Genomic DNA, 21,924 nt, shown 5'->3' on the forward strand with positions numbered 1-21,924 from the left:
CTCAGGCGATCTCGGCGGCGATCGCCATAGCGGCCGCGCGTGGATCCGCCGCCGCTGTGATGGGACGCCCTACCACCAGATGCGTGGCCCCGTGGCGGATCGCTTGGGCGGGGGTCGCCGCCCGCGCCTGGTCGTCCAGGGCGGCGCCGGCGGGCCGAACGCCTGGGGTGACGATCAGGAAGTCCTCGCGGCCTGCTTCATACGCCAGGTCGCGCACGCGCGCCGCCTCATGCGGGCTGGCGACCACACCGTGCACGCCCGCCTCCAGCGCCTGACGCACGCGATGTTCGACCAGTTCGGCGGGCGACAGGCTGTGGTCGTCGGCGGCCACATCCTCGGACGTCAGGCTGGTGAGGACGGTGACGCCCAGCACCTTGAGGTCTGATCCCTCGACCCCGCGCATCGCCGCCGCCATCACCTGGGGCCGGGCGTGCACCGTCAGCAGGTCGCAGCCGGACCCGGCCAGAACCGCCGCCGCCTTCTGAACCGTCGCGCCGATGTCGTGCAGCTTCCAGTCCAGGAAGACCTGGCGGCCCTCGGCCTTGAGCTCGCGCGCCAGCGCCATGCCGTCCGTCGCGAAGAGCTGAAGGCCGATCTTGAAGAAGCCCACGGCGCCGCCGGTGCGCTCGACCAGTCGCCGCGCCTCGTTGGCCGTCTCGACGTCCAGCGCGCAGATCAGCCGGGGATCCGGCGCTCGGTTGGGATTGTGGGTCATCGACGGGCTCGCGCTGACCGGCTATGGCGAGACGACGCGGCGGGACGCGTGGTCGGCTGGGCCGGCGTATTGAGGGGCGAGGTCAGGCAATGGACGCGTTCTACCTGGGGATCAACCTGTTCGTGATCCTGTTCGCGCTGGTCGATCCCATCGGCAACATCCCCATCTTCGCCGCAGCCACGGCTGGAGCCAGCTGGAAGCAGCGCATGGCGGTGGCGGCCCGACTCTGCGGCGCCATCGTTCTTTTCCTGCTGTTCTTCCTGCTGACCGGCCTGATGGTGCTGGAGTTCTTCGGCATCTCAATGGCCGCCTTCCGCATCGCGGGCGGCATTCTGCTGCTGCTGCTCGGTCTCAGCATGGCGCGCGAGGACTTTCTCAAACTGTTCGCCGACGCCGACGCCGTGGCGGACGCTCAGGACGTGCGCGGTTACGCCAAGCGCCGTTTCCAAAAACTGATCGTACCCTTCGCCATCCCCCTTCTGGTCGGCCCGGGCGCCATTTCGGCCGTCATCATCCAGGCCGGTGAGGCGGAAGTCCTGGGCCCCATGGGCCTGGCCGCCAGCGCGGCGGCCATCGTGGCGGTCAGCGTCATCACCTTCGTCTGCTTCTCCCTGACCGGCCCGATCAGCCGCGTGATGGGCGACGTCGTCATGGCGGTCGTGGTGCGGGTGCTGGGCCTGATCCTGTGCGCCATGGCCATCCAGTTCATCCTGGCGGGCCTGGGCGAAGCCATGCCCGGCGTCATCTCGACCGGCGTGACCATCCCCTATCCCACGGGCGACTGACTTCCGACCTCGCGCGCACGGTGCTAGGTCAGGCGGCTGAAAACCAACAGGAGAGCCGTCATGGCCGAGAGCAGCTGGACCATGCCCGCGGGCGAACTCATGAAGGGCAAGAAGGGCCTGGTCATGGGCGTCGCGAACGCCAACTCCATCGCCTGGGGCATCGCCTCGCAGCTGGCCGCCCAGGGCGCCGAGCTGGCCTTCACCTATCTGGGCGAGGGGCTTGAGCGCCGCGTGCGCCCGCTGGCCGAAAGCGTCGGCGCCAAGGCCATTCTGCCCTGCGACGTAACCGACGACGCCTCGATGGACGCCCTGTTCATCGAGCTGGAGAAGACCTTCGGCACGATCGACTTCGTCGTCCACTCGGTCGCCTTCGCCAACAAGAACGAACTGCAGGGCAGCTTCGTGGACAACACCACGCGCGACAGCTTCCTGCTGGCCATGAACATCTCGGTGTTCAGCTTCGTGGACGTGGCCAAGCGGGCGGCCAAGCTGATGCCCAACGGCGGCTCGATGATCACCATGACCTATCTGGGCGCCGAGCGGGCTATCCCGAACTACAACACCATGGGCGTGGCCAAGGCCGGGCTGGAAGCCGCGACCCGCTACATCGCCCGCGACCTCGGTCCCAAGGGCATCCGCGTCAACGCCATCTCGGCTGGCGCCATGCGCACCCTCAGCCTGGCCGGCATCTCGGGCGGCCGGGGCATGATCGCCCAGGGCCGCGCCATGTCGGCGATGAAGGAGGACACCTCCATGGAGGGCGTCGCCGGCGCCGCCCTGTGGCTGTGCTCGGACCTGGGCCTGTCAACTACCGGAGAGGTCGTGCACGTCGACGCCGGCTTCCACATGATGGGCCTGTCAGGCGACGAAGAGCAGTAGACCGCGCCGTTGGGGGCTGTCGCCGTTCACCGACCGTCCCCAGCCTCGTCCCCAGGAAACTCAGCTCAGACACTACATCTAGCGGTCACTGTAAAATGTGATCGCAACATAGGCTGATTGCCGCTTGGCGCCGACCCGATTGCGCCGCATTCTGGCGACCTCTCCACGGATTCGTCTTCTCGAGGTCGCCCGCGATGAACGCCCCCATCAAGCCCGGCATCATCATGCCTGCAAAGGCCGGCCTGCTGACCCCCTCGGCCGCCTACAAGCCCTTCCGCTACCCTTGGGCCTTCGACATGTGGAAGAAGCAGCAGCAGGTCCACTGGATGCCCGAAGAGGTGCCGCTGGGCGAGGACTGCAAGGACTGGGCGGCGAACCTGAACGACAAGGAGCGCAATCTGCTGACGCAGATCTTCCGCTTCTTCACCCAGTCGGACATCGAGGTCGCGGACAACTACATGGAAAAATACGGTCGGGTGTTCAAACCGACCGAGGTGAAGATGATGCTGTCGTCCTTCGCCAACATGGAGACGATCCACATCGCGGCCTATGCCCTGCTGCTCGAGACGATCGGCATGCCCGAGAGCGAGTTCGGCGCCTTCATGGAATATGAGGCCATGCGGGACAAGCACGACTACATGGGCCAGTTCGGGGTCGAGACCGACGCCGACATCTGCCGGACCCTGGCGATGTTCGGGGGCTTCACCGAGGGCCTTCAGCTGTTCGCTAGCTTCGCCATGCTGATGAACTTCCCGCGCTTCTCCAAGATGAAGGGCATGGGCCAGATCGTGTCCTGGTCGGTGCGCGACGAAAGCCTGCACTGCGAGGGCATCATCAAGCTGTACCACGCCTTCAACAAGGAAACGGGCGCCGTCACCAAGGCCGTGGCCGACGACATCGTCCAGTGCTGCGAGACCGTGGTGGGCCTGGAGGACAAGTTCATCGACCTGGCCTTCGAGGCCGGCGAAGTGCAGGGCATGACGCCCGAGGACATCAAGAAGTACATCCGGTTCATCGCCGACTGGCGCCTGCGCCAGCTGAACCTGCCGGAGCTGTACGGCGGTTCGCGCGAGAACCCGCTGCCGTGGCTGCAGTCGCTGCTGTCGGGCGTCGAGCACGCCAACTTCTTCGAGGCGCGCGCAACCGAGTACTCCAAGGCCGCAACCCAGGGCGCCTGGCATGGGGCTGACGGCGTCTGGTCGGAGTTCGACAAGATGATGGCCCGTCGCGACATGAGCCTGGTCCCGAACTGACGGGATCCGCGCGGTGTTCAGCGTCGCTTGAGCACCGCGCGCGTCAGGCAGGAAAAGACGAGACGCCCGGCCTCGTCCAGCAGATCGTGCTGGGCGATGACGATGCCCTTGTCGTCGCCGACCGGGTCCTTGCCCATCACGGTCATCCGACCACGCAGCAGTTCGCCGGGGGGCGGATTGCGCATGAAGCGCAGGCCGTCGATCGCCAGCATCTTGGTCTGCGCCCAGCCGGCGGCCTTTTCCGCGGCCAGCCGATTCCACAGCGCATAGACCAGGGCGTCGGGCGCGCCATAGGCGACGTCCCAGCCCGGCGCGAACCGCTCGGCGAACACCTCCAGGGCCTCGCCGTCGACGGCGCAGGCGCCCAGGGGGATCACCTGGCCCACCTCGATGTCCTCGAAATGGGCCGAAAGCGGATCGCTCATCGGAGGGTCTCCTTTATGCGGGCTCCTCGGACACCCGCACCAGCAGCTTGCCGTCGTGATCGCCGGTGAACAAGCGGTCCAGCGACTTGACCGCGCCTTCCAGCCCGTCGTCGACGTGGACCTTCCACTTCACGCGCCCGTCGGCGAGCCACGGGCCCATCTCCTCGACCATCTCGCGGGCGCGGTGGGCGTAATCGAGCACCAGGAAGCCCTGGACGTTCAGCCGGTGGGTGATGATGCGCGAGAAGTTCGGCGAGGGCGGCATGCGCGTGGCGTTATAGGCCGAGATCAGACCGCAGACCGCCATGCGGGCGTGTACGTTCAGCCGGTTCCACACGGCGATCATGATGTCGCCGCCGACGTTCTCGAAGTTCAAGTCGATGCCGTTCGGCGCCAGTCGGTCCAGCGCCTCGCCCACGTCTTCGTTCTTGTAGTCGACCGCGCCGTCGAAACCGAGCTCTTCGGTCAGCCAGCGGCACTTGTCCGGGCCACCGGCGATGCCGATGACGCGCGCGCCGCGCTGCTTGGCCACCTGCCCGGCGATCGAGCCCACGGCCCCGGCAGCCGCCGAGATCACCAGCGTCTCGCCCGCCTTGGCCTTCAGCACGTCGGTGACGCCGAAGTAGGCGGTCAGGCCGGTCATGCCCAGCACCGACAGATTGGCGGTCAGCGGCAGGCCGGGGAAGCGGTGCACCGGGCGCAGGCCCTGCTCATGCACAACGGCGTAGTCAGCCCAGCCGCCTGACAGCGGCGTGACGATGTCGCCTTCCTTGTAGCGCTCGGACTTCGACTGCTCGACCACGCCCAGGGTCAGGCCGCGCATGACGTCGCCTATGCCCACCGGCGGCAGATAGCCTTCGGAATCATTCATCCAAGTCCGGTTGGTCGGATCCAGCGACAGATAGAGGGTGCGGACCAGCGCTTCGCCGTCCTTCAGATCAGGAATGGCGGTTTCGATCAGCTCCAGGTCGCCGTCCTGGACATTGCCCTTGGGGCGATTGCGCAGGACCCACTGACGATTGCGGATGGACATGGTCGGCTCCGTGATGCGTTTTCTTTCGATACGCGCATTTGGGCCGCGGAAGACGTCGCTGTCGAGAGCACGTGCGAGAAAAAGGGCGGACCCTATCGGGTCCGCCCTGTAGAAGTGGCATCATCGAGAATGAGGCGCGGAGGCGACAGATCGGCTTTCGCCAATCTCAAGTCGGGGGGGCGTCGCCGCCTCCGCCAAGTGATAACCCGGAGCCCTGAACCCGGTTCCGTTGTTCGCCGAAAAATCTCCGCGCCGGCTCAGGCGGAACAGCCACGCTGGCGCGCGCGTTGGTCCAACCGAACTCATTCATTCGGGCGGGAGCCGATCAGTTGACCCACGAAGATCCCCATTCCAAATCCGCCGACGCCGTGCACGAAGGCCGGCCGGTCGAAGCTCAATATACGCGTCAGGGCCGCCCCGGCGTGCGCATTCTGTGGCTGCTGATCATCTCGGCCGGCGCCGCCGCTGTGCTGCTGATCGGCATGTGGATGCTGAGCCAAGGCGGCTTCTCGCAGACCAACGCCAATGCGGGTCAGCAGGCGGTGGACGCCGCTGCCTTCCAAGGCGATGCGCAGAGCGCGCCAGCGGCCAGCGCGCCGACCGACGCCGACGGCAATCCTCAACCGGTCCCCACCGGCGAGGCCCCCAACGTCAACGCCCCGACCGTTCAGCGCTGATCGGCTGATCCAATAGAAAAAGGCCCCGGCGATCGGATCGCCGGGGCCTTTCGTTTGTCGTGTGTGACAGGCGACAGATCAGGCCGCCTGCTTCTGCCGCGAAGGGTGGAAGAACAGCGCCTGGCTGATCGCCGCCTTCACCGTTTCGGGCTGGAAGGGCTTGGTGATCAGGAAGGTCGGCTCCGGGCGCTCGCCGGTCAGCAAGCGTTCCGGGAAGGCGGTGATGAAGATCACCGGCACGTCGATGCGCTTCAGGATGTCCTTGACCGCATCGATCCCCGACGAGCCGTCGGCCAGCTGGATGTCGGCCAGGACCAAGCCCGGGCGATGGCGGGCCACGGCGTCGACGGCCTCGTCATGCGTCGTCGCCGTCGCGGTGACATTGTGACCCAGTTCCTTCACCAGGCTTTCGATGTCGGCCGAGATGATGGCCTCATCCTCGATGATCAGCACGTCGGTCGCCAGTTCGGCGTCGATGTCCGCCTGAGCGTCGGCGATCAGACGTTCGACCGAATGGGGATCGGAGCCCAGGATCTGCGAGGCTTCCGAAGGCGTGAAGCCTTCCAGCGCCGTCAGCAGGAACGCCTGTCGCGAGCGCGGCGCGATGCGCATCAGGCGGCGCGAGGCGTCGTCGCGGGCTTCCAGACCGCTGGTGTCCTCCAGCTGCGCGCCGGTCGAAGACCAGATGGCGTGGAACACGTGGTACAGGGCCACCCGCGGCGTCATGTCGGCGGGCAGCTGACGCTCGCCGGCGGCCAGTGCCTCCAGCGCCACCCGCACATAGTTGTCGCCGGTGGTTTGGTCTCCAGTCAGCGCGCGCGCGTAGCGACGAACATAGGGCAGGTGCGGCGCCAATCTGGCCAGAAGGCTCATTCGATAATCCCCGACTCCAACGCGCCGCCGACGTGGCGGGCGTGACTAAGGGGGGCTAACGTATCGCGAAGATCGCGGTTCCAACAAATTTGCGCTGCGCCGAGATGAATTCGCTGTCATGATCGGAACCGCCCCGTCGGTTCGCCGTTGTCGGCTGTCAATGAGGCTTTCAGACCCGAGGGCGGCGGTCTAAAATTAATGACGAAACCAAGCGATCCTTCTCGAAAGGCGGCGACAAACGGCGCCGGCCAGGAAGAGGCGCGCCTGCGCCAGCAGGCCATAGGCGTCAAGCTGCGCCATATGTTCGACGAAGTGGTGAACGAGCCTGTCCCTGACGAGTTCCTGGACATTCTGCGCCGCGCAGACGAGCGTTCGTCCGGCGGGAGCAACGCATGAGCGGTTCGCCCGCCCCCAAGCCGCCTTCGGCTGATGATGCAGCGTTCAAGCGCGAATTGGTGGGGCTCATTCCTCACCTGCGCGCCTTCGCGCGGACCCTGACCGGAGATCCCACGGCCGCCGACGATCTGGCGCAGGACGCCATGATGAAGGCGTGGGACGCCCGCGCCAGCTATCAGATGGGCACGAACATGAAGGCTTGGACCTTCATGATTCTGCGCAACCAGTTCTATTCCGAGAAGCGCCGCTCGTGGCGCCAGTCTCAGCTCGACCAGGAAGCCGCCGAACGCACTCTCGTGGCTGTCGACGACCCAGAGGCGCCCGTCGCGCTCGATGAATTGCGCCAAGCCCTCAAAACCTTGCCGGAAGAACAGCGCGAGGCCCTCATTCTGGTTGGGGCAGGCGGCTTCGCCTACGAGGAAGCCGCCGAGATCTGCCAGTGCGCTGTTGGGACGGTCAAAAGCCGAGTCAGCCGCGCTCGGCGCGCCTTGCAGGCGACGCTTGAGCGTGGGGGCTATGCCCGCGACGGCAGAGCTGCGGGCGACGCCATGCGATCCATCCTGGCCGCAGCGGACAGCCTCAGCGCCCGTCGGGGCTGAAGGTGAAGCGGATTCGGCGAGCCTTCGGGCAAAGCCTCGGCCTGGGACGACGTTGGAATCGCCCGAACCGCTTTCAAGGCATACGGTTCAGGCTCGGCGCGGCCATGGCCGTCGCTCTGCTGCCCATCGTCATTCTCAGCGCCTTTCAAGCTCAGGCCGACTTCCAGAACCAGGCGGATGATCGTCGTGTCGATCTCGAGCTGGCCGCCGAGCGAAGCGCGTCGCAAGCCGCCTCGAAGCTGAATTCCGCTCAGACGATGCTCAGGGTTCTCAGCCCAGAAGCGCTCGGCGTCTATTGCGAGCCCCGGCTGACGGAGCTGGTTCAGCGCCTCGAAGGCTACGACGGTCTCTACCGGCTCTCGCCCACCGGCGCGCCCGTCTGCGCCTCTACGCCGAAGGGGAGCACCGGGGTTCCCCGAATAGGTCAGGCCGGCCGACAGACCTGGTTTCAAAGACTGGCGGCCGGGGAAGAGACGGTCGTGACGCGGGCGTCGCACTCCGACGTGCATGAGCCGGCCCTCATCGTCGCGGAACGGGTAGAGACGGCGCGGGGCGACTTCGCGGGGGCGATGGCCGCCGTGTTGCCGATCAGCAGCCTGCAGCCCGACATCGATGATCCCGCCATGCCTGCCGGCGCCCAGGCGGCGCTTACGGACGCCCAGGGACGGATTCTGACATCGACCCTTCCGTCGGCCTTTTCATTCGGAGGCCGGTCTTCGATCGAAGGCTGGGTCGATCGAGCCCGACAGGGCGGGGCGTCCGTGTTCGAGGCGGTGGATCGCGGAGGAGAGCGTCGGGTCTACGCTGGCGCCGCGCTTTACGGCCGCGACGTCTACGTCCTGCTGACGGCCCCTGCTCCTGGTCTTTTGTCATGGGCGCAGCTGAACCCGATCGGCATCTTCCTGCTGCCGCTGGCTGCCTGGTTCACGGCCTTCGCTGCCGTGATGCTGTTCTCTGAGCGCATTGTGATCCGTTGGCTGGACTATCTGGAGCGCGTAGCCGCCATCTACGCACGCGGACGCTTCAGCGTCCGCCCGGTCCAGGCCGTTCATGCTCCCGCGGAGATCCGCGTTCTGGCTCGCACTCTGGACGAGTTGGCCGACACGATAACCACCCGAGACGCCGCGCTCGTCGCCGCGCTCGACGAAAAGGATGGTCTGCTGCGCGAGATCCACCACCGGGTGAAGAACAATCTCCAGATCATCTCGTCGCTGCTCAGCATGCAGCAGCGCACCCTTACAGATGCGCCCGCGAAATCGGCCCTGGCGGACACGAGACACAGGATTTCGGCCTTGGCCTTGATCTATCGCACTCTTTATCAGGGCGCCGACATCCGCCATGCGGACGCGCGCGAGTTTCTGACGGAACTGGTCGGCCAGCTCGTATCCGCTGAAGCCAGCCGAGGCCCGGTGGTGATCAGCCACGTGGAGGCCGACAGCCTTCAGGTGGATCCCGACCGTCTGGCCCCGCTCGCACTCTGGCTGGTCGAGGCTGTCTCAAACGCGCAGAAGCATGCGTTCGCTGGACGGGGCGGGCGCCTGGACGTTCGGTTCAAGGTCAACGGGGACACTAGCGTGTTGGAGGTTCAGGACGACGGTCCCGGATTGGAGGCGGCGCGGGCCGGACTTGGACAAACCCTGATGAGCGCCTTCGCCAAACAGCTGCGAGGCGAGGCCGAACTGATCGCGGCCCCTGGCGGCGGCGTCATCGCTCGCATGACGTTCGCAACCCCAGAGGCCGCGCCCATTTCCGCCCCGGGCCAGTTCGAGATTTCTCGCAACCTGACCTGAGGAACCGCAGGCGCAGGCGGACGTTTCAGCGCCAATCCGTCGGCAGGGGCCGCCGGAATCCTAGGAGATTTCTCGATGCGCAAGGTTATCGTTCTGATGGTCGCCGCGGCCGCCCTGACCACCGCCGCCTGCAACACCATCTCCGGCGTGGGACGCGACACCCAGGCCGCCGGTCAGGCCGTCACGGGCGCGGCCGAGGATGCTCGACGCAACTAAGCGCTCGCGGATTGCAGGCACGGCCCCGTCGGTGCTCGCACCGGCGGGGCCGGCTGCATTCGGGCATGGCTTGACCGTGCAGCCGAGCCGCGCTTGACCCGTCGCAGCACCATCCGTTTCCTTCTGGAGAATGAGCCATGGCCGATCCCCGCGCCGCCGCCCGCAGCATGATCTTCGAACACGCGCTGATCGCGGGCGAGAAGGTCGCCGGCTCCGGCGCGCGGATCGCGGTCGATGACCCGGCGACCGGCGACGTCATCGGCCATGTGCCCGATCTCGGCGTCGCCGAAACGGAGCGGGCTATTCAGGCGGCTCACGACGCCTTTCCCGGCTGGTCGCGCACCGACCCGCACAAGCGGGCAGCCTTTCTGCGAGAATGGGCTCGCCTGATCGACGAGAACATCGAGGGCCTGGGCGCCCTCATGGCGCTGGAGAACGGCAAGCCGTTCGAAGAGGCCAAGGGCGAGGCGGTCTACGCCAACAGCTTCCTGAAGTGGTTCGCCGGCGAGGCCGAGCGCCTGCTGGGCGACACCCAGGACAGCCCGCTGGGGCACGCCATCATCACCTTCCGACAGGCCGTCGGTCCCGCCGCCCTGATCACGCCCTGGAACTTCCCGGCCGCCATGCTGACGCGCAAGCTGGGCCCCGCCTTCGCCGCCGGCTGCACCGCCGTGGTCAAGCCGGCCAGCCAGACCCCGTTCACCGCCATCGCCCTGGTCGAGCTGGCCTACAAGGCCGGCCTGCCCAAGGGTGCGCTCAGCGTCGTCACCGGCGATGCGGCGACGATCGGCGGCGTGCTTACATCGTCGCCGCTGATCCGCAAGCTCAGCTTCACCGGCTCCACCCCGGTGGGCAAGAAGCTGGCCGAGCAGTGCGCCCCGACCCTGAAGCGTCTGTCGATGGAGCTGGGCGGCGCCGCCCCGCTGATCGTCTTCGCCGACGCCGATCTGGACCTCGCCGTGGCCGAGACCATCAAGGGCAAGTTCCGCAACTCGGGCCAGACCTGCGTCTGCCCCAACCGCGTCTATGTCGAACGCTCGGTGTCGGAAGCTTTCGCCGAAAAGCTGGCCGCCGAAGTCGCCAAGCTGAAGGTCGGCGCCGCCTTCGAAGACGGCGTGAAAGTCGGCCCGCTGATCGAAGACAAGGCCGTCGACAAGGTCAAACGTCACCTGGAGCACATCAAGGAGAAGGGCGGCCGTGTCCTAACCGGCGGCGGACGCCACGAACTGGGCGGACGCTTCTTCCAGCCGACCGTGACCCTGGGCGGCGACGACGCCCTGTTCCGCGAAGAGGAGACCTTCGGCCCTCTGGTGCCGGTCTTCGCCTTCGACAGTGAGGACGAGGTGGTGGCCAAGGCGAACGACAGCGCGTTCGGCCTGGCGTCCTACCTGTTCACACGCGATCTGGACCGCGCCTTCCGCATCGGCCGCCAAATCGAGGCAGGGATGTGCGGAATCAACACCGGCCTGACCTCCACCGCCGTCGCCCCCTTCGGCGGGGTCAAGGAGTCGGGCTACGGCCGCGAGGGATCGACCCACGGCATCGACGAATATGTGGACATCAAGGCCCTGACCCTGGGCCTGAAGTAGCCGTCAGCCCGCCGCCCGGGGCGCAACCTGGTCGGCCAGGGCGTCGAACTCGGCCAAAAAGACGCCGCGCCGCGGATCCGTCTCCATGATGATCTCGTGGCGCGCGCCTTCGACCTCGACATAGCGGCCGTGCGCCAGGCGTTTGGCGGCCCAGCGACTGGTCTGTTTCCAGATGCGATCGTCGTCGGCTGACTGGACGATCACCACCGGAGCCTTGACGACCTTCAGCGCCCGCGGCTTCAGCGCACGCTCACCTGCATCGATGGCGAAGTTCAGCCAGCCCCAGGTCGGTCCGCCCACCGCCAGATGCGGACAGGCGTACAGCTGCTGACGCCATATCTCGTAGCGCGCCTCGTCCGTGGTCAGGGCGTCGTGCTCGAAGGTGTGTTCGAACGGATCGTCAGGATCTCCCAGGATGTAGTCGCCAGCCTTGCCGTGCCGCAGGTGCCACCGCACCGCCAGCTTGACGGACCACATCGAGCGCTTGCCGGTCTTGACCTTCAGCATGGGGCTGGACAGCACGGCGCCGGCGAAACGTCCCTCACCTTCTTCCAGCGTCAGCAGATTCAGCGCGCCGCCCATCGAATGGCCGACCATGATCCAGGGCCTGGGCATCCGCGTCTCGAAGGCGTCGATCAGCCGTGCATAGTCGTCCAGGAACTCCTCGACCGCGCGCGCATGGCCCTTCAACCGATCCGGCAGCAGCCGCGCGGAAAGTCCCTGGCCTCGCCAGTCGTGCGCCAGAACCACAAAGCCACGCGCCAGGAAGTTGCCGATGACCTCATAATATTTCTCGATCGGCTCGGTCCGCCCGGGACTGAGCACCACCGACCCGCGCGGCGGCGTCGCCGGCGTCCACAGGGCCGCGCGCAGGCGAAGGCCGCCGGCGCCGCGATACCACTCGCCCTGTCCGCCGGGAGGCGAAGCGGCGCCGGGAACCCCCATCAGGGGCGCATGGGCGGCGAAGTCTGTGACGCGGTTCACTCGGGCTTCCTGAACTTGAGCGTCATTCGATCGCTTTCGCCGATGGCGTCATACTTGGTGCGGTCGAACTCGGGATCGGGCGCCTCCCCGGGCGGCGAGGTTCGGCGCTGGGGCGCCAGGGTTTCGACCCCGAAGGGATGATCCTTCGTGTCGGCTGGATTGGCGTTGATCTCCGATGAGTCGACGAAGACGAAGCCCGCTTCCTCGGCCAACTGCCGGACAAAGGCTTCCTGGACGTAGCCGTTGGCTGCCGCCGGATCCTGATCGCGCTCAGGCTGAAGACGATGCTGTTCGACGCCGAGTATGCCGCCTGGCCGCAGCGCCGCGTAGGCGTCCGCGAAAGCCTTCTCGGCGATCCCCGCCGCCATCCACGAATGGATGGATCTCAGAAAGAGCACCATGTCGGCCCGCCCGGCCGGCTCGATCACAGGCCCCGAACCTGATCCGAAGGTGGATGTCTGGATCTGGCCGTAAAGGCGCCGATCACCTTCGAAGCGGTTATGGAACGCGGTGTTTAAAGCAGCCTGCGCCGGATCCGCGCCTGGACCCGCTGCGAAAAGGGCAGCCCAGTATGAACCGCCGCCGCGATTGAGATACGGCGCCAGGATTTCGGTGTACCAGCCGGCGCCCGGCCAGAACTCGACGACGGTCATTCGCGGCTGCAGGCCGAAGAATCGCAGCGTCTCCATGGGGTGGCGCCATTCGTCGCGGCCCTTGTCGCGCTCGCGCCAGGGACCGGCCACGGCCCATTCCAGAGACCCCTCGGGCGGGCCCGGCTCGGGAGCAGGTTCCTGGGCGGCCGGCGCGGCTGTTTTCTCTTCGCGGCGCCCGCAGGCGGCCAGTCCGGTCAGCGCCAGGACAGAGCCCGCGCCCCCCATCAGCCATCGGCGCGAAACGGCGCCCGGCGCCATCGGCCTCAACTCACGCATCCGAAATCCCCTGCTCGGCGTCTTGGGGATTAACTAGCTTCGCGCCTTGGGTCAAAGACCGCGTCTCAGGCCGGCTTGCGGAAGCGCAGCGTCATGCGGTCGCTTTCTCCCACGGCGTCGTATCTCGCGCGCTCCTCGGCGGTCAGGGTCCGGCCGTCCTGTTCGGTGCGGCGCACCGGCGGCAGGGTCCAGACGCCGAACGGATGGGCGCGGTCGTCCTTGGGATTGGCGTTCACCTCGCTGCGCGCGTCCAGAACGAAGCCGGCGCGCTGGGCGGCCTGGATGACCCAGCTCTCGGGCACATAGCCGGTCGAGGCGGTGTCGTTGATGTTCAGGCCGTCGACGCTGCGATGCTGTTCGACAGCCAGCACGCCGCCCGGCTTCAGCGCCTTGAAGAAGGCGTCCAGATAGGCCTCGGTGCGGCCGGCGCGGTGCCAGTTGTGGAAGGCGCGCGCCACGATCACCAGATCGGCCGAGCCGTCCTCGACGCCCATCGTCTCCAGCGGACGGTTCACGGCGACGTATCGGCCGCCGGTCGCCTGGGCGTACGGCTCCAGGATGTGGCTCCACCAGCCGGCGCGGCCAGGCTCGATCTCGACCACGGTCTGGCCGGGCTGCAGCCCCCAGAAGGTCAGGGTCTCGACGGGATTGCGATAGGCGTCGCGCGCCCGATCAGCCTCGGACCGCGTGGTCGAGGCGACGGCGGCTGCGAGGGCCTGATCTTCCTGAGGCACCGGCGGAGTCATGGACAGGGCCGAACGCTGCAGGGTGCGCGGCGCCTCCTGGGCCAGGGCGGGCGCCGCGATCAGCGGCAGGACGGCGGCGAGGATGAGGGCGGTCGGGCGCATCGGCAAGCTCCGGAACGAGATGATGGGTCACCCTAGAGCCGCCTCGCGACGGGACAAGGGCGCGCGTGCAGGCGCGGCGATTTCGCACCCCTTGACGGTCGAGAACGGCTTCCCACATCGCATTCGAAGGCGCCGATCCCGGGCCTTCCAGACCTGGCGGGGCCGATTTCGGGCCGCTGAAGGGCTGACACCCAACGCCGTCCCGGGCCAAACCGCGGGGGCGGTTCAACCTTGCTGATCCTCAGGAGGATGACTGATGCGTACCTATGATTTCTCGCCGCTGTACCGTTCGGCCGTCGGCTTCGACCGTCTGGCCAATCTGCTGGAAAGCGCCTCGCGCTCCAGCCAGGAAAACGGATGGCCGCCCTACAATATCGAGACGACGGGCGAGAACGCCTATCGCATCGAGATCGCCGTCGCCGGCTTCTCGCCCGACGAGCTGAACATCGAGGTGAAGGAGAACCTGCTCACCGTCACCGGGCGCAAGACCGCCAATGACGACGCCGCGCAGAAGACCTACCTGCATCGCGGCCTGGCCGAGCGCGACTTCGAGCGCCGCTTCCAGCTGGCCGACTATGTGGTGGTCACCGCCGCCGATCTGGTCAACGGCTTGCTCGCCATCGAGCTGAAGCGCGAGCTGCCCGAGGCGCTCAAGCCGCGCCGCATCGATATCGGGACCGGTCCGGCCCTGATCGAAGGAAAGGCCAAGAAGGCCGCCTGATCCGATCAGGCCGCTGAAGACCAAGGGGACGGCGTTCGCGCCGTCCCCTTTTTTCGCGTTCTAGGGCGCCCAGCCGCCCGGCGCCTCGGCCGTCTCGTCCTCGTCGACGCCGGCCTCGCCGCGCGCCTTGCGCACCTCGGCCCAGGCAGCGCGCAGCAGCTGCGGCACGCCTTCGCCCGACACGCCCGACACCAGCATCGGCCGGCGGCCGGCCACGGCCTCGAGCTCGGCGGCCTTCTCCTCGCGCACCTCGGGCGTCAGGGCGTCGACCTTGTTCAGCGCCAGGATTTCTGCCTTGTCGCCCAGGCCCGCGCCATAGGCCTCAAGCTCGCCGCGGATGGTGCGGTAGGCGCCGGCCACGTCGTCCTGCGTGCCGTCGATGAGGTGGATCAGGCTGGCCGACCGCTCGACGTGGCCCAAAAAGCGCGTGCCCAGGCCCGCGCCCTCGCTGGCGCCCTCGATCAGGCCCGGAATGTCGGCGATGACGAACCGTTCGGACGGGCTCAGGTCCACCATGCCCAGGTTGGGCGCCAGGGTGGTGAAGGGATAGTCCGCGATCTTGGGCCGCGCGGCCGACGCCGCAGCTAGGAAGGTCGACTTGCCCGCATTGGGCAGGCCCGCCAGGCCGATGTCGGCGATCAGCTTCAGCCGCAGCCAGATCCAGCGCTCCTGGCCCTCCTGGCCCGGATTGGCGTGTTTGGGCGCCTGGTTGACCGGCCCCTTGAAGCGGTCGTTGCCCCAGCCGCCGTTGCCGCCGCTCAGCAGTAGTTCGCGCTTGCCGGCCACGTCCATGTCCAGCAGCACCGTCTCCTTGTCCTCGTCCAGCACCTGAGTGCCGACCGGAACCTTCAGCACCACGTCGGCGCCCTTGGCGCCGTGCATGTTGCGCCCCTGGCCGTGGTGGCCGGTCTGGGCCTTGAAATGCTGCTGATAGCGGTAGTCGATCAGGGTGTTCAGCCCTTCGTGCGACTCGATCCAGACGTCGCCGCCCCGCCCGCCGTCGCCCCCGTCGGGACCGCCGTTCGGAATGAACTTCTCGCGCCGAAACGACACGGCCCCCCCGCCGCCATTTCCCGAGCGAATGTAGATCTTGGCCTGGTCGAGGAATTTCATCGCCGGCTTATGCCCCAGGACGACGGCGAATTACAGGCGTGGCCGGCTGACCCAGAACCAGATCGCCGCAGGTCCGAAACCCAGGACGAAGAACAGGGCGATCTCGGCCCAGCTGGACGAGGTGACGGCGAAGCTCACAGGCCCCACCTCGGCGATCGCCGCCTGCATGGCAGTGAAGCCGTGAAGCGCCATCAGAAGACCCAAAGCGACGCTGGCCGAGCCGACGATTCTCAGCACCCAGCTCAGGCCGTGCGCTCGGCGGCCGGTTGCGAAATGGATAATCGCGAACACCACCCCGATCACGGCGAGGAACAGCAGGAGCAGCACGCCCAGCGTCATCGAGACGTGCATCATCGCCATGAGATGAAGCGGCGTCCAACCTGACATGTAGGTCAAAAGCAGGCCGGCCAGCGCGACAGCGCTGATGGCGGCGACAACGGCGCAACCCACGGACAGACCGCGCCACACGCCCTCGGACTTCATTTCAGGTCCACCGGCAGGATCTGGCTGGACAGCAGGACCTTGGTCGTCGCCCAGTGGTCCGGGCCCTGCGCCTCGATCCAGCGCTGCACCAAGTCGCGGCCAAGGCCGTAGTTGATGACATAGCTGCGGTAGGTGTCGATGAAGGCCACGCGCTGGGTCGCCCGCGCCCGGTCCATCAGCCGATAGCGCGACAGGGCCTCGATCGCCTGATCGCGCGGCATTCGCCCGGCCAGATACTCCGAGGCGATGGTGTATTCCGCGCCTTCCAGCTGACGCGTCAGGGCCAGCAGTTCGGCGTTCGAAGCGACGCGCTCGGGCGACACCCCGGCCAGCGGGGCCAGAACCTCGCGCTGATACCGGATCGCCTCGTCGCCCGGGAAGGCCAGGTCGATGCCGTAGTTGGCGCTGCCCTCGGCCACCAGGGACATGGGGCTGAACAGCGGATACAGGCTCATCTCCACCCAGCCCTTCTCGGTGACGAAGATCTGCTCCAGCAGGGCGTTGTAGACGTGGTGGCCGGGATAGCCTTCGTGGCAGCCCAGATCGATCGCCCGGTCCAGATAGATCGGCAGATCGGCGTTGATCTCGATCTTGGAGACCGAACCGCCCTGATAGTAATTATAGCCGGACCACGGTTTGTCGCCGACCAGGGTCAGGGTGAAGCTTTCGTTGGCCGGCAGGGCGATATGCGCCTCGGTGCGCCGACGGCATTCGTCGATGGCGGCCTGCATCACGGTCTGCAGCCGGTCACGCGGGATGGCGAGGGGCGCGCGGAAGGCGGCGATGCGCTCGCCGACCGCACCTTCACCGGGAACCAGCGCTTCGATGCGGGCCAGGATGGGATCATAGCTCGACAGAGGATTGAGCTCGGGCCGGATGCCGAACAGCCGCTCGGCCTCTTCGGCGAAGCTGAAGGTCTGGCCCTGCTGCATGCGCAGGCGCGTGTCGGCGGCGGCGATATGGGCCAGCAGATAGCGGCGACGCTGAACCTCCTCCTGCGTCCAGCCTGCCGCGTCCAGTGCGTTCAGCCGCGATGTCAGCCCGGCCGCGGCGACGACCAGTTGACCGACCGTGCGCGGATTTGCCTTGGCCGCCTCGGCCCATTCGGCGGGACCGTAATAGGCGTCGACGTATCCGTCCTCGCGCTCGCCGATCTCCAGCTGCATGCGCACATAGTCGGCCGCGATCGCGTCCAGGCTGTCGACGGTCGGGCGCGGCGCGCTCGCGCAGGCGGCGGCCAACAGGCACAGGCCCAGGCTCAAGCTCAGGATGATGGCGCGCATGGGTCCCTCCTCAGGCGTCGCCGAAGGCTAGAGGCTGAGCGCCCATGAAAAAAGCCCCGCCGTCGCCGGCGGGGCCCTTCTCATCAGTCAGGATGACGATCAGTCGCGACGACGACGGCCGCGATCGCCGCCGTTGCGGTCGCCGTCCCGCTTGGGACGACCGCCGGTGTCTTCCGACAGCGGGGCCTCGCCGCGTTCGGCGCGCTCGGCGTTGATCTTGTCGGTGATGTCCTCACCGGTTTCCTGATCCACGACCTTCATCGACAGCTTCGTCTTGCCGCGATCGTCCATGCCCAGGAACTTGACCTTGACCTCCTGGCCTTCCGACAGGACGTCAGCCGGGTTGGCGACGCGCTCCAGCGAGATCTGGCTGACGTGGACCAAGCCGTCCTTGGCGCCGAAGAAGTTCACGAAGGCGCCGAAGTCGACGACCTTCACGACCTTGCCGGTGTAGATGGCGCCCGGCTCGGGCTCGGAGACGATGGACGAGATCCAGGCCTTGGCGGCGTCGATCTTTTCCTGTTCCGAGGCGGCGATCTTCACCGTGCCGTCGTCCTCGATGTTGATCTTGGCGCCGGTCTTTTCGACGATCTCGCGGATGATCTTGCCGCCGGTGCCGATGATGTCACGGATCTTGTCGGTCGGAACCTTGATCGACTCGATCTTGGGCGCGAACTCGCCCAGCTCGGTGCGGGCGCCGTCGATGGCCTTGTCCATCTCGTCGAGAATGTGAAGACGGCCGGCCGAAGCCTGGGCGATCGCCTTCTTCATGATCTCTTCGGTGATGCCGGCGACCTTGATGTCCATCTGCAGCGAGGTGATGCCGTCACGCGTGCCGGCGACCTTGAAGTCCATGTCGCCCAGGTGATCTTCGTCACCCAGGATGTCCGACAGGATGGCGAACTCGCCCGACGGCTCCAGGATCAGGCCCATGGCGATGCCCGAGACGGGCTTCTTCAGCGGCACGCCCGCATCCATCAGCGCCAGCGACGAACCGCAGACCGTGGCCATCGAGGACGAGCCGTTGGACTCGGTGATCTCCGACACCAGACGGATGGTGTAGGGGAAGTCTTCCGACGACGGCAGCATCGGACGGATGGCGCGCCAGGCCAGCTTGCCGTGACCGATTTCCCGACGACCCGCGCCGCCCATCCGACCGGTCTCGCCGACCGAGTAGGGAGGGAAGTTATAGTGCAGCAGGAACTTCTCTTTGTACGTCCCCGACAGGGCGTCGACGTACTGTTCGTCTTCGCCGGTGCCCAGGGTGGCGACCACGATGGCTTGCGTTTCACCGCGGGTGAACAGGGCCGAGCCGTGGGTGCGCGGGAAGACGCCGACTTCCGAGACGATGTCCCGGACCTTGTCCAGGGCGCGGCCGTCGACGCGGTGGCCGTTGTCGATGATGTCGCGACGCAGGACGTGGGCTTCGCATTCCTTGAAAGCCGCGCCGAACTTGGCCGGCTCGACGCCGTCCGGGTTCTCGTCGGTCTTCACCAGGGCTTCGGCGGCCTTCTTCTTGGCCACGTCGACGCCGGTGCGGCGCTCGTACTTGCCGGCGTGGGTGTAGGCGGCCTTGATGTCCTCGCCGACCAGGTTCTGGATCGAGGCGACGACGTCGGAGTGATCCTCGGCCTGGAAGTCGAAGGGCTCCTTGGCGGCGTGCTCGGCCAGTTCGATGATCGCGTCGATCACCGGCTGCATGCCGCGGTGGGCGAACATCAGAGCGTCCAGGAAGGTGTCTTCCGACAGTTCCTTGGCCTCGGACTCGACCATCATCAGGGCGTCCTGGGTGCCGGCGACCACCAGATCCAGGTCCGAGGTCGGCATCTGCTCCAGCGTCGGGTTCAGCACCAGCTCGCCGTCGATGTAGCCGACGCGCGCGGCGCCGATCGGGCCCATGAAGGGCACGCCCGAGATCGTCAGGGCGGCCGAGGCGGCCACCAGGCCGACGATGTCCGGATCGTTTTCCATGTCGTGCTGCAGCACGGTGACGACGACCTGGGTCTCGTTCTTGAAGCCCTTGACGAACAGCGGACGGATCGGACGGTCGATCAGGCGCGAGACCAGCGTCTCCTTCTCGGTCGGACGGCCTTCACGCTTGAAATAGCCGCCCGGGATCTTGCCGGCGGCGAAGGTCTTTTCCTGGTAGTTGACGGTCAGCGGGAAGAAATCCAGGCCGGGCTTGGGCGCGCGTCCGTAGACGACGGTGGCCAGAACCACGGTCTCGCCATAGGTCGCCAGCACGGCGCCGTCGGCCTGACGGGCGATGCGGCCGGTTTCCAGCGTCAGCGGCCGGCCGGCCCAGTCGATCGTCTTGCGTTTGATATCGAACATGTTTCGTCTTTCGTATCCCGGCGGGCGTATTCCCGGCGGGGCGGAGCGTCAGGGGTTCAGTCCCTCGGTCCCTATGGACCCGGCGTCCGAATGACGGCGGGCGGGTGATGAGGACCGGTGCTGGCCCTCGCGTCTACGCCGTGACATCCCGCGGCGCTCGGGTGGTCTTTGGATGCGGAACGAGGCGCGGACGTGACGCCCGCGCCTCGAAAAGCTTTTCCGCTGCCGGTTCGCGCCTTAGCGGCGCAGGCCCAGCTTGCCGATCAGGGCGGTGTAACGCGCGCTGTCGACGGTGTTCAGGTGGTCAAGAAGACGACGACGCTGCGAGACCATCTTGAGCAGGCCGCGGCGCGAGTGGTTGTCTTTCTTGTGGGTCTTGAAGTGCTCGGTGAGGTTGGCGATGCGTTCCGAAAGGATCGCGACCTGGACCTCGGCCGAACCGGTGTCGCCCGAAGCGCGGGCGTTATCGGCGATGACTTCGGCCTTGCGTTGAGCCGTAATCGACATCGTATGACTCCATCATGGGAGGTTGAAAACGCGGTCGGGTTCTAATCGACCGGCCCGCATCGAACAGAGAGCGACCAGGGTTCCGCCCGCGAACGCCGAAACCGTCCGAGAACCCGCATTGAGCTGGTCCTTGAGCGTTTCGACCTGTCGGGGGAGCAGAACGATCGGCCGTCCCTGCCTCAGCGAGAGGGCGTCCTGGTCCGTGACGGCCAGCTCCGGGATGTCGTCCAGAGCGGTCGAGACGGGCAGCAGGCCCTCCGAGGCGGCGCCCTTATGCGCCAGATCGGACAGAAAATCCAGCGACACCGCATTCTGGGTCGAGAACGGCCCCACGCGCTCGCGCCGCAGGGCCGAAACGTGCCCCTCCGCGCCCAGCATCCGGGCCAGGTCGCGCGCCAGCGAGCGGACGTAGACGCCCTTGCCGGTGCGCATGGTGATCTCGAGGTGGTCGGCGTCCGGCGCGTCGGTCACCGCGGCTTCGTGGATGGTCACGCGGCGCGAAGCCAGCTCGACCTCGACCCCGTCGCGCGCCAGGTCATAGGCGCGCTCGCCATTGACCTTGATGGCCGAGAAGGCCGGCGGAACCTGATCGATCTCACCCACGAAGTCCGGCAGCGCCGCCTTCACCGCCTCGACCGAGGGCCGAACGTCGGAGCGGCCGGTGATCTCACCCTCGCGATCCAGGCTGTCGGTCGAGACGCCCCACTGGATGGTGAAGCGATAGACCTTCTGCGCCTCCATCATGAAGGGCACGGTCTTTGTGGCTTCGCCCAGCGCGATCGGCAGGATGCCGTCCGCCAGCGGATCCAGCGTGCCGGCGTGACCCGCCTTCTGGGCGTTGAACAGGCGGCGCACCTTGGTGACCGCCTCGGTCGATCCCATGCCGTAGGGCTTGTCCAGACAGACCCACCCGTCGACGACGTCGCCGCGCTTGCGACGGGCCATTAGGCTGGGCCTGCCGCGCGTTGCGCTGCTTGAGGCCGCGTTCTCATTCCTCGCCGTCCTCGCCCGCTTCCAGATCGGCGCGGACGCGGGGGTCGTTGAACAGGCGGTCCATGTGGCTGGCCGCGTCGAAGCTTTCGTCATGGCGGAAGCGCAGGTCGGGGGTGAACTTCATGTCCAGCTTGGACCCCAGGCGGCCGCGCAGGAATTTGGCGTGGACGTTCAGCGCCTTGATGATGGCGCTCTCCTGACCCGTGGTCGGCGCGGCCTCGACGCCGGCGCCCAGCGGCTCGACGAAACAGGTGGCGTGGCGCAGGTCCGGGCTCATCCGCACCTCGGTCACGGTGACCGACACGCCCTGAAGGGCCTCGTCGTGGATGTCCTCCTCTCGCAGGACGTCGACCAGGGCGTGGCGAACCAGTTCGCCCGCGCGAAGCTGGCGTTGCGACGGTCCCTGAGCCCCGGAGGCGTTTCGGGTGTGCTGTTTGCGGGCCATGGGCCGCTCCTTTCGGTCGCTCGCCGGGGATCGGACCCGGCAGGAAAAGCGAAG

General features: G+C 67.1%; 24 protein-coding genes. 10 read left to right on the top strand and 14 right to left on the bottom strand.

What is annotated here, in order from left to right; all coding sequences use genetic code 11:
* Nucleotide 1 precedes the first annotated feature (1 nt).
* Nucleotides 2–715 (bottom strand): orotidine-5'-phosphate decarboxylase, encoded by a 714-nt coding sequence (gene pyrF, locus E4M01_RS02840; protein ID WP_135062339.1) that lies wholly within the window; start codon nucleotides 713–715, stop codon nucleotides 2–4.
* An 89-nt stretch (nucleotides 716–804) separates the two neighbouring features.
* Here pyrF and E4M01_RS02845 point away from each other — a divergent pair, with 89 nt between their 5' ends.
* The 3 genes from E4M01_RS02845 to E4M01_RS02855 all read left to right on the top strand — a co-directional run bounded on the left by E4M01_RS02845 (nucleotide 805) and on the right by E4M01_RS02855 (nucleotide 3,632).
* The gene (locus E4M01_RS02845) at nucleotides 805–1,500 is read left to right on the top strand and encodes a MarC family protein (protein WP_135062338.1); all 696 of its coding nucleotides are present in this window, start codon (nucleotides 805–807) and stop codon (nucleotides 1,498–1,500) included.
* 60 nt (nucleotides 1,501–1,560) lie between these two features.
* A complete protein-coding gene (locus E4M01_RS02850) occupies nucleotides 1,561–2,379 on the top strand; it encodes an enoyl-ACP reductase (RefSeq protein WP_135062337.1) in 819 nt (272 codons plus the stop codon).
* Between the two features lie 224 nt (nucleotides 2,380–2,603).
* A complete protein-coding gene (locus E4M01_RS02855; RefSeq protein WP_371682917.1) occupies nucleotides 2,604–3,632 on the top strand; it encodes a ribonucleotide-diphosphate reductase subunit beta in 1,029 nt (342 codons plus the stop codon).
* 17 nt (nucleotides 3,633–3,649) lie between these two features.
* Here E4M01_RS02855 and E4M01_RS02860 read toward each other — a convergent pair whose 3' ends face one another.
* Together E4M01_RS02860 and E4M01_RS02865 are read right to left on the bottom strand one after the other, a co-directional pair.
* On the bottom strand, nucleotides 3,650–4,057 hold the full coding sequence (locus tag E4M01_RS02860; RefSeq protein ID WP_135062335.1) for an acyl dehydratase: 408 nt from the start codon (nucleotides 4,055–4,057) through the stop codon (nucleotides 3,650–3,652).
* A 13-nt stretch (nucleotides 4,058–4,070) separates the two neighbouring features.
* Nucleotides 4,071–5,090 (bottom strand): NADP-dependent oxidoreductase, encoded by a 1,020-nt coding sequence (locus E4M01_RS02865; RefSeq protein WP_135062334.1) that lies wholly within the window; start codon nucleotides 5,088–5,090, stop codon nucleotides 4,071–4,073.
* 329 nt (nucleotides 5,091–5,419) lie between these two features.
* On the opposite strand from E4M01_RS02865, the gene E4M01_RS02870 reads away from it, so the two are divergent.
* The gene (locus tag E4M01_RS02870) at nucleotides 5,420–5,767 is read left to right on the top strand and encodes a hypothetical protein (protein ID WP_135062333.1); all 348 of its coding nucleotides are present in this window, start codon (nucleotides 5,420–5,422) and stop codon (nucleotides 5,765–5,767) included.
* A 78-nt stretch (nucleotides 5,768–5,845) separates the two neighbouring features.
* On the opposite strand, the gene E4M01_RS02875 is transcribed toward E4M01_RS02870, so the two are convergent.
* Nucleotides 5,846–6,640, bottom strand: a complete 795-nt coding sequence (locus E4M01_RS02875) for a response regulator (protein ID WP_135062332.1) — start codon at nucleotides 6,638–6,640, stop codon at nucleotides 5,846–5,848.
* Between the two features lie 198 nt (nucleotides 6,641–6,838).
* On the opposite strand from E4M01_RS02875, the gene E4M01_RS02880 reads away from it, so the two are divergent.
* The 5 genes from E4M01_RS02880 to E4M01_RS02900 all read left to right on the top strand — a co-directional run bounded on the left by E4M01_RS02880 (nucleotide 6,839) and on the right by E4M01_RS02900 (nucleotide 11,230).
* A complete protein-coding gene (locus tag E4M01_RS02880; protein ID WP_135062771.1) occupies nucleotides 6,839–7,036 on the top strand; it encodes a NepR family anti-sigma factor in 198 nt (65 codons plus the stop codon).
* Nucleotides 7,033–7,635, top strand: coding sequence for a sigma-70 family RNA polymerase sigma factor (locus tag E4M01_RS02885; RefSeq protein WP_135062331.1), 603 nt, complete (start codon nucleotides 7,033–7,035; stop codon nucleotides 7,633–7,635). The genes E4M01_RS02880 and E4M01_RS02885 overlap by 4 nt, the downstream gene beginning before the upstream one ends.
* A gap of 104 nt (nucleotides 7,636–7,739) precedes the next feature.
* Nucleotides 7,740–9,425: a sensor histidine kinase gene (locus E4M01_RS02890; RefSeq protein WP_135062330.1), complete on the top strand. Its 1,686-nt coding sequence runs from the start codon at nucleotides 7,740–7,742 to the stop codon at nucleotides 9,423–9,425.
* Between the two features lie 75 nt (nucleotides 9,426–9,500).
* Nucleotides 9,501–9,641 (top strand): entericidin A/B family lipoprotein, encoded by a 141-nt coding sequence (locus tag E4M01_RS02895; protein WP_135062329.1) that lies wholly within the window; start codon nucleotides 9,501–9,503, stop codon nucleotides 9,639–9,641.
* A 137-nt stretch (nucleotides 9,642–9,778) separates the two neighbouring features.
* On the top strand, nucleotides 9,779–11,230 hold the full coding sequence (locus tag E4M01_RS02900) for an NAD-dependent succinate-semialdehyde dehydrogenase (RefSeq protein WP_209316065.1): 1,452 nt from the start codon (nucleotides 9,779–9,781) through the stop codon (nucleotides 11,228–11,230).
* A gap of 3 nt (nucleotides 11,231–11,233) precedes the next feature.
* Here E4M01_RS02900 and E4M01_RS02905 read toward each other — a convergent pair whose 3' ends face one another.
* The 3 genes from E4M01_RS02905 to E4M01_RS02915 all read right to left on the bottom strand — a co-directional run bounded on the left by E4M01_RS02905 (nucleotide 11,234) and on the right by E4M01_RS02915 (nucleotide 13,991).
* Nucleotides 11,234–12,214: an alpha/beta fold hydrolase gene (locus E4M01_RS02905; protein ID WP_135062328.1), complete on the bottom strand. Its 981-nt coding sequence runs from the start codon at nucleotides 12,212–12,214 to the stop codon at nucleotides 11,234–11,236.
* Nucleotides 12,211–13,125, bottom strand: a complete 915-nt coding sequence (locus tag E4M01_RS02910) for a class I SAM-dependent methyltransferase (RefSeq protein WP_135062767.1) — start codon at nucleotides 13,123–13,125, stop codon at nucleotides 12,211–12,213. Before E4M01_RS02910 ends, E4M01_RS02905 begins: the two co-directional genes overlap by 4 nt.
* Nucleotides 13,126–13,208: 83 nt before the next feature.
* Entirely contained in the window at nucleotides 13,209–13,991 is a 783-nt protein-coding gene (locus tag E4M01_RS02915) for a class I SAM-dependent methyltransferase (protein WP_135062327.1), read from the bottom strand.
* Between the two features lie 256 nt (nucleotides 13,992–14,247).
* On the opposite strand from E4M01_RS02915, the gene E4M01_RS02920 reads away from it, so the two are divergent.
* The gene (locus E4M01_RS02920; RefSeq protein WP_135062326.1) at nucleotides 14,248–14,712 is read left to right on the top strand and encodes an Hsp20 family protein; all 465 of its coding nucleotides are present in this window, start codon (nucleotides 14,248–14,250) and stop codon (nucleotides 14,710–14,712) included.
* Nucleotides 14,713–14,772: 60 nt separating this feature from the next.
* Here the strand turns inward: E4M01_RS02920 and obgE are convergent, their stop codons facing one another.
* The 7 genes from obgE to rbfA form a co-directional block, all read right to left on the bottom strand.
* A complete protein-coding gene (obgE, locus tag E4M01_RS02925; protein ID WP_135062325.1) occupies nucleotides 14,773–15,825 on the bottom strand; it encodes a GTPase ObgE in 1,053 nt (350 codons plus the stop codon).
* Between the two features lie 30 nt (nucleotides 15,826–15,855).
* Complete coding sequence (locus E4M01_RS02930; RefSeq protein ID WP_135062324.1) at nucleotides 15,856–16,308, bottom strand: hypothetical protein; 453 nt, start codon at nucleotides 16,306–16,308, stop codon at nucleotides 15,856–15,858.
* A complete protein-coding gene (locus tag E4M01_RS02935; RefSeq protein WP_135062323.1) occupies nucleotides 16,305–17,591 on the bottom strand; it encodes a hypothetical protein in 1,287 nt (428 codons plus the stop codon). The genes E4M01_RS02930 and E4M01_RS02935 overlap by 4 nt, the downstream gene beginning before the upstream one ends.
* Before the next feature lie 99 nt (nucleotides 17,592–17,690).
* Complete coding sequence (gene pnp / locus E4M01_RS02940; RefSeq protein WP_135062322.1) at nucleotides 17,691–19,925, bottom strand: polyribonucleotide nucleotidyltransferase; 2,235 nt, start codon at nucleotides 19,923–19,925, stop codon at nucleotides 17,691–17,693.
* Between the two features lie 237 nt (nucleotides 19,926–20,162).
* Nucleotides 20,163–20,432, bottom strand: a complete 270-nt coding sequence (gene rpsO / locus E4M01_RS02945; protein WP_135062321.1) for a 30S ribosomal protein S15 — start codon at nucleotides 20,430–20,432, stop codon at nucleotides 20,163–20,165.
* A 12-nt stretch (nucleotides 20,433–20,444) separates the two neighbouring features.
* Nucleotides 20,445–21,377: a tRNA pseudouridine(55) synthase TruB gene (gene truB / locus E4M01_RS02950; RefSeq protein ID WP_135062320.1), complete on the bottom strand. Its 933-nt coding sequence runs from the start codon at nucleotides 21,375–21,377 to the stop codon at nucleotides 20,445–20,447.
* 43 nt (nucleotides 21,378–21,420) lie between these two features.
* The gene (rbfA, locus tag E4M01_RS02955) at nucleotides 21,421–21,870 is read right to left on the bottom strand and encodes a 30S ribosome-binding factor RbfA (protein ID WP_135062319.1); all 450 of its coding nucleotides are present in this window, start codon (nucleotides 21,868–21,870) and stop codon (nucleotides 21,421–21,423) included.
* Nucleotides 21,871–21,924: the final 54 nt, after the last annotated feature.

The organism is Brevundimonas sp. MF30-B, from assembly GCF_004683885.1.
In the GTDB taxonomy this organism is placed as follows: Bacteria; Pseudomonadota; Alphaproteobacteria; order Caulobacterales; family Caulobacteraceae; genus Brevundimonas.